The sequence below is a fragment of the Morganella psychrotolerans genome (assembly GCF_001676055.1).
Classification (GTDB): Bacteria; Pseudomonadota; Gammaproteobacteria; order Enterobacterales; family Enterobacteriaceae; genus Morganella; species Morganella psychrotolerans_B.
This window is the reverse complement of the sequence record NZ_LZEX01000001.1, coordinates 466570-478496: the sequence shown is the minus strand read 5'-3', so window position 1 is coordinate 478496 and position 11927 is coordinate 466570. Positions and strand designations below refer to the sequence as shown.

The window sequence follows — 11927 nt, the reverse complement described above, 5'->3', positions numbered from 1 at the left end:
ATACCCAACGTCATTCAAGTTGCAGGAAGGCGGCAAGGGAAAATAGACGGGGAGCATAGATAAACTATGTGACCCGGCTGGTTGAGTGCAGCCAACGAACCTGCAGTTTGAATGAATAAGGGTATAGTATGCTGAAGATTGAAAGAATTGATCATATTGCTGTGATTGCATCTGACAAAGCGGCCAGCCTGGCGTTTTATTGTGATGTGCTTGGTTTTACGGTGATCAGTGAGCATTATCGTGATGCGCGGAATTCGTGGAAAATCGACCTGGCGCTGAACGGAGAGTATTTACTTGAGCTGTTTACTTTCCCTGCAAGTCCGGCGCGTCTCAGCCAGCCGGAAGCCTGTGGTTTGCGCCATCTGGCGTTTGCTGTGAAAGACCTCTCAGCGTGGAAAGCCTTTCTGGACACACAGGCAATTCACTGCGACGGGATCAGGACGGATGAGTTTACCGGAAAACAGTTTTTATTCTGTTTTGACCCGGATAATCTTCCGGTTGAATTGTATGAGCGCTGACAGTAAACGCAGGATAAAAAAAAGCCAGCGCGAAGGCTGGCTGAGAAACTTCTAAATTACTGGAAGCAATGTGAGCAATGTCGTTTGCCAATACCTTAGTAATTTACTCAGGTACCGACAACGAGAATGATAATTTTTCCCATTTAAAAAGTAAAGTGTTTTTTACTAAAAAGCGGTGATTATTTCTGCAACCGGATATTGCGCACAGGGCATATACCCAACGTCATTCAAGATGCAGGCAGGCGGCAAGGGAAAACAGACGGGGAGCATACACAAGTATGTGACCCGGCTGGTTGAGCGTAGCCAACGAACCTGCGGTTTGAATGAATAAGGGTATAAGTGTAAAGTTGTTTAATAATTAACATTATCAGGTAAAAAGGCCTTGAAATTTAGCAGAATGACGCCATTTTTGAGACAACTGACGGGCAATATATTTAAAGGATCCTACTGATATGATGCGAATTGCATTGTTTTTACTCACTAACCTGGCCGTAATGGCTGTATTCGGCATTATTCTGAGTCTGACCGGTATTCAGGGGCAGAGTGTGACCGGGCTTATGATCATGGCGGGGCTGTTTGGCTTCGGCGGTGCATTTGTTTCACTGCTGATGTCAAAATGGATGGCACTGCGCTCTGTGGGCGGGCAGGTGATCACCAATCCGTCAAACCAGACAGAGCGCTGGCTGCTCGATACAGTGAGCCGCCAGGCACAACAAGCGGGCATTGGTATGCCGCAGGTCGCTGTTTATCATGCACCGGACATTAATGCGTTTGCAACCGGCGCACGTCGTGATGCGTCACTGGTGGCGGTCAGTACCGGTTTGCTGGAAAGTATGAGCCGTGATGAAGCAGAAGCGGTTATTGCTCATGAAATCAGTCATATCGCGAACGGCGACATGGTAACGATGACACTGCTTCAGGGCGTGGTGAATACCTTTGTTATCTTTATTTCCCGTATCCTGGCGCAGCTGGCTGCGGGCTTTATGTCTAATAATAACAGTGACAATAATTCCGGCAGTCAGGGTAACCCGATGATTTATTTTGCGGTATCAATGGTTCTGGAAATTGTATTCGGTATTCTTGCCAGCATCATTACCATGTGGTTCTCCCGCCACCGTGAATTTCATGCAGATGCGGGATCAGCAAAACTGGTAGGGCGTGAGAAGATGATTGCTGCGCTGCAACGTCTGAAAACCAGTTACGAGCCGCAGGAAGCGGGCAGTATGATGGCGTTTTGCATCAACGGGCGTAATAAAGCATTCAGTGAACTGTTTTTATCACACCCGCCGCTGGATAAGCGGATTGCCGCATTGCGTAGCGGTGAGTATCTGAAATAATTATCTTCACCAACTGATATATCAAAGAAAACCGGCTCATTCGTGAGCCGGTTTTTTTCATTTTCTGATTTACATCTGCTGATTTACATCGGTTGAGTGCGCAACGAATTATCCCTGCTGCAAATCATCATCTTTATCATTATTGAACACAGTCTTGTCAGTCAGTCCCAGAACCTGGCTGGTGACGGTTCCGGCGGTCATTGAACCGCTGACATTCAGTGCGGTACGTCCCATGTCAATTAATGGCTCAACAGAGATAAGCAGCGCAACCAGGGTTACCGGCAGGCCCATTGCAGGCAGCACAATCAGTGCGGCAAAGGTCGCACCGCCACCCACACCGGCAACACCGGCAGAACTGATGGTCACGATACCTATCAGTGTGGCAATCCACAGCGGATCAAGCGGGTTAATTCCGACTGTCGGCGCAACCATGACGGCGAGCATCGCAGGGTAAATACCGGCACAACCATTCTGACCGATAGTGGTACCAAAGGAGGCGGCAAACCCGGCGATAGAATCCGGAATACCGAGGCGGCGGGTTTGTGCTTCCACACTCAGCGGAATACTGGCCGCACTTGAACGGCTGGTGAACGCAAACGTCAGTACCGGGGCAATTTTACGGAAGAAGCGCAGCGGATTAATCCCGGCAACCCCGACAATCAGCCCGTGAACCACAAACATCAGCAAAATGGCAATATAAGAGGCAACCACAAACGTGCCTAATTTAATGATGTCCTGAATGTTTGAACCGGCAACCACTTTGGTCATCAATGCAAATACACCATAAGGCGTAAAACGCATCACCAGACGAACCAGCTTCATTACCCATGCCTGAAGAATATCAATTGCACTCAGCACTTTCGCGCCGCGCTCTTCATTATCTTTAATCAGCTGGAGGGCAGCAACACCCATAAAGGCGGCAAAAATCACCACACTGATAATCGAGGTCGGGTTCGCGCCGGTCAGGTCAGCAAACGGATTTTTGGGGATGAAGGAGAGGATCAGCTGCGGCAGCGTGAGGTCAGACACTTTGCCCGCGTACTGTGATTCCAGCTGCGCGATGCGTGCGGTCTCTTTGACACCCTGAACCAGACCGTCTGCGGTTAAACCGAAGGCGAGGGTGACCAGGATTGCAATTAAGGCGGCGATCGCGGTGGTAATCAACAGTGTACCGATTGTCAGCACACTGATTTTACCCAGAGAAGAAGCCTGATGCAGGCGGGCAACCGCACTGAGGATCGAGGCGAAGACCAGAGGCATAATGACCATCTGCAACAGTTTCACATAGCCGTTACCGACGATATCAAACCACGGCAATGCCTGCTGAACCGATGCGGCACCCGCGCCATAGAATGCATTCAGCCCGAGGCCGAACAGCACACCGATAACCAGACCGGTAAGTACTTTTTTGGAGAGGCTCCAGCCCTTATTGCTGCACAGCTTCATAAGCACCAGCAGAAGGACAACGAATATAACAAGATTGCTGATTAGTGGAAAATTCATCCCGGACTCCGATACCTGAGGGTATGTTGTTATAGTTTATTTGTTAGCTGAATCGGATACAGTTATGCAAATGCTAAAACTGTAAATGATGCGTTATAGATTAACAGGTGTTTTTCAGTCGTACTTATAATTAAATCGAATTAGCTATACTTTATTCATTCAAACAGCCGATTCGTTGGCTGTACCCGATCCTGCTGCATCCTTAATGATGTTGGCTACAGAATATATATTGTAGGACAAGGGAACCTGCTTAGCCTGAATAGTTAGTAAATAAGGTCTTTTCTATAACCATGGGTTATAAAAAATAATTTATTTACATCTGAATTGATAATTGCGACTGAATCAGCGTCCATAACTGCCCCCACCAACTCTCCCAGTGAGCCGGAAGGTAAAACGCCGCCAGCAATACAAAAAAGGCGACACTGCGCTCAGCCCGCTTGTTGCCTTTGCTGCCCAGAATCGGAATACAAAAACGCCAGCGGATAGGCCATAACAGCGGAATGCCTGCGGTTGTCAGCATGTCCGCCACCAGGTGGCTGAGATAACCGACAATCACCGCCTGGTAAAAATCAGCAGGTACTGCCCAGCCGGCAGGAAGCCGGGTGTGAAATAAAAAAACACCGGTCAGGATAGCCAGCAGGCTGTGTGTAAAACCACGGTGACCACATAAGCGGGACACGGGAACGGAGATAAACCGCACCCATTGACCAAGCATCGATTTCGGGTGGTCGATATCCGGCAGTAATGCACCGGCAAGCGCGCCGGGGATCAGATGCAGCCAGTCCCCCTGAGTAATTTCAGGCGAAATCTGGAGCTGATGAACCATCACTATAGAGGCGACAGAAAAAAACAGGTGACCTTCAGCCGTCATGACGCAATCAATACCGGGTAAATACTCAGGTGTTTATTTATACAGTGGCGCAGTATAAAGTTTTTTGATGCGTTCGACCAGAGGATAAAAAAGAAAATGCTTATTTATTAATGGATAACTATGGAATATTCGACTATACCCTTATTCATTCAAGCTGCAGGTTCGTTGGCTGCACTACGCCCGCCAGGTCACATAGTTATCTATGCTCCCCGGCGGTCGGAGCTTGCCGCCTGCCTGCATCTTGAATGACGTTGGGTATATACCCTTATTCATTCAAACGGCAGGAGATCCCTGCCGCCGGGAGGCTTAACGGATCATGTCCGCTGTCAGTTCATTTAATGAGGCCAGCTTATAATCTGCCAGCGACCAGCGCGGATCGTCCGCATTCTCTTTTGCCGGTATGACAATAGACCGCATACGCGCGGCTTTGCAGGAAATCATGCCATTGACGGAATCTTCCAGTGAAACACATTGCACCGGTTTTACACCGAGTGCCTGAGCGGCATTCAGGTAAACCTGCGGGTGTGGCTTGCTGTAAGGCAAATCACCGGCAGAGACGACTGCATCAAAATAGTCACGGATGTTAAACATATTCAGGACAGATTCCAGCATATAGAGCGGGGAAGCAGACGCCAGCGCAATTTTCAGACCGGCATCCCGGCACAGTGTCAATGCATGCTCTACACCCGGCAGTAACGGACGCTCTTTTTCCACCATCGCAATCGTGGTATCAATAATCCGCTGTGTGACTTCCTGTTTGTCCGGGCCCTGCCACGGGGACGCGTGATACCATAATTCAACGACCTGATCGATACGCAGCCCCAGTAAGTCGGGTAATTTATCCCGCAGGGACATATCCAGACCCAGACTGCTGAAAACCTGTTCCTCTCCTTGTAACCAAAAGGGTTCAGAATCAATCAGTAAGCCATCCATATCAAAAATAGCGGCCTGAATAGGTAGTGTGTAGGACATAGCGTATGCTCCTGATAATTATCAATGAATTAAAACGCACAGCGATTGTAACAAGGGGACTGGCAGAATTCATTAAATGCGTCAATAATTTACGCGGCTATAAAAGGTCAGAATATTGCTAATGATTTTCACCTGTTTTCTGCGTTATCATTAGCGTTAAAAGATAAAATGAGGAAAACGAATGACGTTGCAACAGGCTCGCTGGCTCGCTGTATTTAAACGTGTGGCAGGGTGGGTGGTATTTATTCCTGCGCTGATTTCAACCATAGTCTCTTTACTGAAACTGGCACATCAGCAAAGCACTGCCAGTGACAAAATTAATGCCGTTATCGGGGATTTTATTAATGTTGTTACGGAAATGATCCGGGTGAACACACCGTTCCTGAATGTATTCTGGCGTAACTCACCTACACCGGACAAATTACTGGGAACGGAGAGTTATAATCTAAGTTTTCTGCTGATTTATATTCTGATGTTTGTTGGTCTGGCGCTGAGTGCATCCGGGATCCGCATGTCAAGACAGGTGAAATTTATCCGGGAAAATATTGAAGATCAGAGCATTATTGAAAATGCCAGAGAGAGCGGAAAAACACTTGAGGACTTAAAAGCCAAAATTCGGATTCCTAACCATACTATTTTTCGTCAGATTTTTGTGTTGTATGTACTCCCTGTGTTTATAGGCGTGATTGCATGGTTTTTAATTAAATTTCTTAACTGGTAATTACGGCGGATAGTCTGAAGAAAAACGCCCCGGCATTAACATGTACGGGGCGTTTTTCTGTCTACTGCAATAAGCTCTGTAATATCCGTAATGTAACGGGTATACCCTTATTCATTCAAACTGCAGATTCGTTGGCTGCACTCAGAAGTCGGGTTACATAGTTAACCTATGCTCCCCGTCTATCTTCCTTTGCCGCCTGCCTGCATCTTGAATGACGTTGGGTATAGATAATGTTTCAGCGGGTCAGAATATCATCAACAATACTCTGTGCACTCTGATAATAACGGTCACCGAATAAGTGACTGCGGTGAAGCTGGTAATAGAGCTGGTAAAGGGGCTGCCGGTCTAAAAAACCACTGTCGAGCGGCCATATCTGCTGATAGCCGTCGAGGATTTGCATTGGCAGTTCAGGGAAAAAAGTGAGCATTGCCAAATCACATTCACGATCACCCCAGTAACAGGCAGGATCAAAGGCAACTGTTCTTCCGTCAGTGACAGCGGCACAGTTTGCCGGCCATAAATCACCGTGAAGCAGAGAGGGTTGTGGCTGATGGTTATTCAGGCGCTCTTGTACACGTTCGACAATCGTATCAATATCGCCATACACAATGCCTTTTTCCTTGGCGAGCTGTAACTGCCAGCCGATACGCTTTTCAGCAAAGAAAGAGGCCCATTTTTTATCCCAGGCATTCGGCTGCGGGTTAGTCCCGAGCAGATTGTCTTCATCAAAACCGTAGCGGGGTTGTTCATGCCACTGATGCAGACGCGCCAGTTGTTGTCCGAATACATAAGCGGTATGTGAATCAAAAGGCTTCAGCGGCAGGTATTCCATAATCAGGAAACTGTGCTCTTTTGTTGAGCCGACACCATAAACGGCAGGTGTGGTCAGTGTGCTGCTGCGACTCAGCGCATCCAGTTGTTCTGCTTCTGTTTTAAAGACCTGCAGCATATCGCGCCGGTTGTATTTGATAAAGACCGGGTGATCGCCATAACAGGCATACCAGGAACGATGGATTTCACCACCATCAAGCTGCTTTTTATCAGAGAACGAATGTTCACCGAAGTGTTCACTGAGTATACGTCCCACTGCTTGCCACATGAGCCACCTCACTAAGCCGTTAATCAGTTCATTTATTCTACAGTCGGAATATAAAAGAAAAAAGCGGATGTCTCACACAAATTGCACACTAGTGGCAGGGAAATAGCAAAAAAGGGGATATGCAGAGTATTTCAGGATATCTTCACCTGAAACGCAGTGATTATTCCGTTCGCAGAATAATCACTGCACAGCGTTATCAGGCAATTTGTCTGTGACGTTTGAGTGCGGATAACCGGAGCTGGTTGTAAATCAGGGCAATGACAAAATAGAGCGCCTGAACCAGAACGATACAGGCACCGGTTGCACCATCGATATGGAAGCTGACAACTGTCCCGATATAACTTGAGCTGACTGATACGGCAACAGCAACTATGATCATTTTGCCGAAACTGCGGCACAACAGGAAAGCAATGATGCCGGGCGAGATAAGCATGGCGATCACAAGGATTATCCCGACAGCCTGCAGTGCCGCAACAATGGTCAGTGCCAGCAGTGACAGCAGCCCGTAATGCAGCAGGCGGACAGGCAAACCGATAACGCGCGCTTGGTTCGGATCGAAACAGTAGAGCATGAAATCTTTGTATTTTATCATCAGCACAACCATGGTCAGCCCCGCAATCACCATGGTCTGATACAGTTCTGCCCGGGTGATCCCGAGTATATTGCCGAACAGGATGTGCGTCAGATGCTGATCGGTATCTATCCGGGTAAACAGAACCAGGCCGAGAGCAAACATGCCGGAAAAAACAATCCCCATAACCGTATCTTCTTTGATCCGGCTGTGTTCTTTCAGGTATCCGGTGGCAAAAGCACAGAACAAGCCTGAAACAAAGGCACCGATAATAATCGGGATGCCCATAACAAAGGCGAGAACAATTCCCGGTAACACGGCATGAGAGATAGCATCCCCCATCAGTGACCAGCCTTTGAGCACCAGAAAGCAGGAGAGCACGGCACAGACAGCGCCTGTGATGATCGCCGCAAACATTGCCCGTTGCATAAACGGAAATGCAAAAGGGTCAATAAACAGTGAGGTCAGAAAATCACTCATAATTTTGCCTCTTGACGTAACGCTGCGGATTCACGGCGCGCACGGCGGCGGGTCGATAACATGCCGTGTTTTGGTGCGAAGAAAAAGGCAAACAGAAATACGACAGTTTGTAAGGTAACTATCATGCCGCCGGTGGCACCATTGAGAAAATAACTCAGGTAAGCGCCGACGCTGCTGGTCACCGCGCCTAAAATGACCGCGGTTATCAGTAATTTTTTAAACTGATCAGTTAACAGGTATGCGGTTGCACCCGGCGTGATAACCATGGCGATAACCAGTATTGCACCGACAGTTTGCAGGGCCGCAACCGTACAGGCACTGAGCAGGGTAAAAAAGATGATTTTCAGTGCCGGCGGGTTCAGTCCGATAGAGCGGGCATGGGTTTCATCAAAAAAGACCACCAGTAAATCTTTCCAGATAAACATCAGTACCAGGAATGAAACGGCAATAATAATCTCCACCTGCAACATATCGGTATCAGCGATCCCGAGGATGTTCCCCATGATAATCGTCTGCACATTTACGGACGTCGGGTTCAGCGAGACAATCAGCAGACCGGCGGCAAAGAAGGTGGAAAAGATAAACCCGATCACCGCATCTTCCCGCAACCGGGTCAGATGACGGACAAATGTCATGGAAAGTGCCGCCAGCATACCGGTAAAAAAAGCACCGACTGAGTACGGAAAGCCGAGCGCATAAGCGCCCGCAACGCCGGGAACCACAGAGTGGGAGAGCGCATCCCCCATCAGTGACCAGCCTTTCAGCATCAGGTAAGCAGAGAGAAACGCACAGACGGCTCCCACAATTGCGCTGACCCAGATAGCTTTTACCATATAGTTGTATTCAAACGGCTGAAGCAACAGCTCAATCATGGCCGTTCATCCTTAGTGCCGGTTTGCACAGTCAGATTATCCTGATGGCCGTAGAAAACAGCAGCCCGTTCATCATCGGTGATAACCGTGAGTGAGCGCGGATCATCATCGTCATGAAGATCTGATCCGGAAAGGTTGATATGACGCAGAACACCGCCAAAGGTTTTTTCCAGGTTTTTTTGTGTAAAGGTGGTGGCAGTAGGACCGCTGTCCAGCACGGTTCGGTTAATCAGGATCACATGATCGCAGAACTCCGGCACACTGCCGAGGTTATGGGTGGATACCAGCACCAGATGACCCTCTTCACGTAGTGCGCGCAGCAGGTCGACAATGGCATTTTCTGTTTTTACATCCACCCCGGTAAAGGGTTCATCCAGAAGGAGAACTTTCCCTTCCTGCGCAAGTGCGCGGGCGAGGAATACCCGTTTTTTTTGTCCGCCGGACAGCTCACCAATCTGGCGGTGACTTAAACCGGTTAAACCAACGCGTTCAATAGCATCGGCAACCGCTTTTTTATCTGCTTTGCCGGGAATGCGCAGAAAGCCCATTTTGCCGTAACGTCCCATCATAACCACATCTGACACCAGCACCGGAAAATTCCAGTCCACTTCTTCGGTCTGCGGAACGTAGGCGATAATATTTTTTTTCAGAGCCGTGCGTACCGGCTCATCATTGAGTGTTACCCGGCCTTGTGTCGGCGTAACCAGACCCATAATCGTTTTGAACAGCGTGGATTTACCACTGCCGTTGATGCCGACAAGCGCGCAGATAGATCCTCCGTCGATAGTAAAGCTGGCATCATAAATAGCCGTGTGGCCATTGTTATAAGTCACGGTTGCATTATCGACAACCAATCGCGGTTTACCGGCAAGTTCACTCATTGGTTAAATCCTTTGGCAATCGTATCTACGGTCACATTAAGTAAATCTATATAAGTCGGGACAGGGCCTTCTGCGGTTGACAGTGAATCCACATACAGCACGCCGCCATATTTTGCCCCCGTCTCTTTGGCAACCTGTTTTGCCGGTTTATCAGAAATAGTGCTTTCGCTGAAAACAACCGGAATTGAATATTTTCTTATAGTATCAATGATATGGCGAACCTGCTGTGGTGTGCCTTGTTCTTCGGCATTAATCGGCCACAAATACACTTCCTGAAATCCGTAATCATTGGCGAGGTAACTGAAGGCACCTTCACTGGTTGCCAGCCAGCGCTGATTTTCAGGGATTTTTGCCAGCCGGGCGCGCAGAGGCGCATCCATCGCTTTGATTTTTTCTGAATAAGCGGCTGCATTTTTATTATAGGTATCTGCATTTGCAGGATCGTGTTTCACCAGAGCGGCACGGATATTATCGACATAAACAAGGGCATTAGCAGGGGACATCCAGGCATGCGGGTTCGGGTTACCGTTATAGGTGCCGCCACGAATCGAATTAGGTTTAATGCCCTCAGTGATTACAACAGCCGGAACATCTTGTAAATTCTCAAAAAAACGCTCGAACCAGCGCTCCAGGTTCAACCCGTTCCACAGAATCAAATCTGCATCCTGTGCACGCATAATATCTTTCGGGGTCGGCTGATAATCATGGATCTCAGCACCCGGTTTTGTGATGGACTCCACAATAGCTGCATCACCGGCAACATTTTGTGCCATATCCTGAATAATAGTAAAGGTGGTGACGACTTTAAACTTTTTATCAGCCGCAGTGGCATACCAACTGACAGCACTTAGTGTGAGCAGCAGGACGCAATGGCGCAATATGCGCGACAGGGAAGCGGGAAAGAGGGTCTTTTGTTTTTTGTTCATAGTATCAGCCTGCCTGGTTAAAGTGTGACAAAAACTAAGGATATCCTTACTGATAATGATTATCAATATCATTTGATGCTGTCAAGCACTTTTGTAATATCTTTATAACATTCAAGGGTATTGGTTCACACTATGCTATGAATTACGGGGAAAGTAAAAGTTAAGTAAACTTCTTTTTGTTTCTGTACATTTTCAGTATTCTTGACGCCAGAAGAACGCCGGATAAAGGGTAGCACAGTGAAAAAAACCGTTAGTGTGATTGCAATAGCATTATTAATAGCGGGTTGCTCAGGAAGCAATAAACAGACCCGTACCGGCGGCTGGATAAATAAGACGCCATCCGCTGATTATGACGCTTCGCTGTTTCCTGCGCAGGGAAACGCAAGTGGTATTTATCCGGCGACACCGTTTGATCAGTTTATCCGCCAGGCATCCAACAGTTATAAAATCGATGAAACATTGATCCGCGCTATTATTGAAGTGGAATCCTCTTACCGGCCTGATGTTATCAGTAAATCGAATGCTGTCGGGCTGATGCAGATTAAAGCCTCTACGGCCGGGCGCGATGCTTACCGCATGAAAGGGCGCAACGGCGAGCCATCAACCCGTGACCTGCTTGATCCGCAAACCAATATTGATATCGGCACAACCTATATCCGGATTATCCGTGATCAGCACCTTGCCGGTATTACCAATCCGCAAACACTTAATTACGCAACGATTGTGTCCTATGTAAACGGAGCCGGTGCATTATTGCGTACCTTTGATAATGACCGCGCACTGGCGATTACAAAAATCAATGCATTATCACCGGATGAATTTTATGAGCATGTCCGGAGCAAACATCCGGCACCGCAGGCTCCGCGATACCTGTGGAAAGTCAAAAACGCATACAGTGCTCTGGCAATGACAGACTGACAATCTGTCATAACCGATATAGGTATATTGAGGAAAATGCAGAGTGTGTCTGAAATTGCATTGTAAGTGGTAAACAGAACAATAAAAAAAGCCCTGATTCAGGATCAGGGCAAGAGTAATACCAAAAGTTCACTTATCTCTACTACGGGCTGAATCATAGCGGAAAGTGTTTTACAGGTGGTGAATGAATAATGATAAATTGTATCAATTCTTAACGTAATAATTCGGTTATACCCTGATGAGATACAGGGATGTGAT

At 47.8% G+C, this 11927-nt stretch carries 12 protein-coding genes; 4 read left to right on the top strand and 8 right to left on the bottom strand.

Features of this window, described 5'->3' with window-relative positions; translation table 11 throughout:
* Positions 1–128: 128 nt before the first annotated feature.
* Both AYY17_RS02245 and htpX read left to right on the top strand, forming a co-directional pair.
* Entirely contained in the window at positions 129–518 is a 390-nt protein-coding gene (locus tag AYY17_RS02245; RefSeq protein ID WP_067420927.1) for a VOC family protein, read from the top strand.
* A gap of 452 nt (positions 519–970) precedes the next feature.
* Positions 971–1855 (top strand): protease HtpX, encoded by an 885-nt coding sequence (htpX, locus tag AYY17_RS02240; protein ID WP_067420925.1) that lies wholly within the window; start codon positions 971–973, stop codon positions 1853–1855.
* A 108-nt stretch (positions 1856–1963) separates the two neighbouring features.
* On the opposite strand, the gene AYY17_RS02235 is transcribed toward htpX, so the two are convergent.
* From AYY17_RS02235 to hxpB, 3 genes are all read right to left on the bottom strand, one after another.
* On the bottom strand, positions 1964–3358 hold the full coding sequence (locus tag AYY17_RS02235; RefSeq protein WP_067420923.1) for an L-cystine transporter: 1395 nt from the start codon (positions 3356–3358) through the stop codon (positions 1964–1966).
* Positions 3359–3671: 313 nt separating this feature from the next.
* A complete protein-coding gene (locus tag AYY17_RS02230) occupies positions 3672–4229 on the bottom strand; it encodes a metal-dependent hydrolase (RefSeq protein WP_067420921.1) in 558 nt (185 codons plus the stop codon).
* A 306-nt stretch (positions 4230–4535) separates the two neighbouring features.
* Complete coding sequence (gene hxpB, locus AYY17_RS02225; protein ID WP_067420919.1) at positions 4536–5201, bottom strand: hexitol phosphatase HxpB; 666 nt, start codon at positions 5199–5201, stop codon at positions 4536–4538.
* Positions 5202–5382: 181 nt separating this feature from the next.
* Here hxpB and AYY17_RS02220 point away from each other — a divergent pair, with 181 nt between their 5' ends.
* Positions 5383–5922: a YniB family protein gene (locus AYY17_RS02220; protein ID WP_067363178.1), complete on the top strand. Its 540-nt coding sequence runs from the start codon at positions 5383–5385 to the stop codon at positions 5920–5922.
* A gap of 235 nt (positions 5923–6157) precedes the next feature.
* Here AYY17_RS02220 and AYY17_RS02215 read toward each other — a convergent pair whose 3' ends face one another.
* The 5 genes from AYY17_RS02215 to AYY17_RS02195 form a co-directional block, all read right to left on the bottom strand.
* Positions 6158–7021, bottom strand: a complete 864-nt coding sequence (locus tag AYY17_RS02215; RefSeq protein WP_067420917.1) for a fructosamine kinase family protein — start codon at positions 7019–7021, stop codon at positions 6158–6160.
* 196 nt (positions 7022–7217) lie between these two features.
* Entirely contained in the window at positions 7218–8072 is an 855-nt protein-coding gene (locus tag AYY17_RS02210; protein WP_067420915.1) for a metal ABC transporter permease, read from the bottom strand.
* Complete coding sequence (locus AYY17_RS02205) at positions 8069–8944, bottom strand: metal ABC transporter permease (RefSeq protein ID WP_067420913.1); 876 nt, start codon at positions 8942–8944, stop codon at positions 8069–8071. The genes AYY17_RS02210 and AYY17_RS02205 overlap by 4 nt, the downstream gene beginning before the upstream one ends.
* A complete protein-coding gene (locus AYY17_RS02200; protein WP_067420911.1) occupies positions 8941–9825 on the bottom strand; it encodes a manganese/iron ABC transporter ATP-binding protein in 885 nt (294 codons plus the stop codon). Before AYY17_RS02200 ends, AYY17_RS02205 begins: the two co-directional genes overlap by 4 nt.
* The gene (locus tag AYY17_RS02195) at positions 9822–10751 is read right to left on the bottom strand and encodes a metal ABC transporter substrate-binding protein (protein ID WP_067420909.1); all 930 of its coding nucleotides are present in this window, start codon (positions 10749–10751) and stop codon (positions 9822–9824) included. The genes AYY17_RS02200 and AYY17_RS02195 overlap by 4 nt, the downstream gene beginning before the upstream one ends.
* Positions 10752–10988: 237 nt before the next feature.
* On the opposite strand from AYY17_RS02195, the gene AYY17_RS02190 reads away from it, so the two are divergent.
* Positions 10989–11669, top strand: coding sequence for a transglycosylase SLT domain-containing protein (locus tag AYY17_RS02190; RefSeq protein ID WP_067420907.1), 681 nt, complete (start codon positions 10989–10991; stop codon positions 11667–11669).
* Positions 11670–11927 lie beyond the last annotated feature (258 nt).

Excerpts from the sequence above, each read along its gene's own strand:
- AYY17_RS02195 (WP_067420909.1), bottom strand. The coding sequence starts at position 10,751 with ATGAACAAAAAACAAAAGACCCTCTTTCCCGCTTCCCTGTCGCGCATA.
- AYY17_RS02235 (WP_067420923.1), bottom strand. The coding sequence starts at position 3,358 with ATGAATTTTCCACTAATCAGCAATCTTGTTATATTCGTTGTCCTTCTG.
- AYY17_RS02220 (WP_067363178.1), top strand. The coding sequence starts at position 5,383 with ATGACGTTGCAACAGGCTCGCTGGCTCGCTGTATTTAAACGTGTGGCA.
- AYY17_RS02200 (WP_067420911.1), bottom strand. The coding sequence starts at position 9,825 with ATGAGTGAACTTGCCGGTAAACCGCGATTGGTTGTCGATAATGCAACC.
- AYY17_RS02215 (WP_067420917.1), bottom strand. The coding sequence starts at position 7,021 with ATGTGGCAAGCAGTGGGACGTATACTCAGTGAACACTTCGGTGAACAT.
- htpX (WP_067420925.1), top strand. The coding sequence starts at position 971 with ATGATGCGAATTGCATTGTTTTTACTCACTAACCTGGCCGTAATGGCT.
- AYY17_RS02245 (WP_067420927.1), top strand. The coding sequence starts at position 129 with ATGCTGAAGATTGAAAGAATTGATCATATTGCTGTGATTGCATCTGAC.
- hxpB (WP_067420919.1), bottom strand. The coding sequence starts at position 5,201 with ATGTCCTACACACTACCTATTCAGGCCGCTATTTTTGATATGGATGGC.
- AYY17_RS02210 (WP_067420915.1), bottom strand. The coding sequence starts at position 8,072 with ATGAGTGATTTTCTGACCTCACTGTTTATTGACCCTTTTGCATTTCCG.
- AYY17_RS02205 (WP_067420913.1), bottom strand. The coding sequence starts at position 8,944 with ATGATTGAGCTGTTGCTTCAGCCGTTTGAATACAACTATATGGTAAAA.
- AYY17_RS02230 (WP_067420921.1), bottom strand. The coding sequence starts at position 4,229 with ATGACGGCTGAAGGTCACCTGTTTTTTTCTGTCGCCTCTATAGTGATG.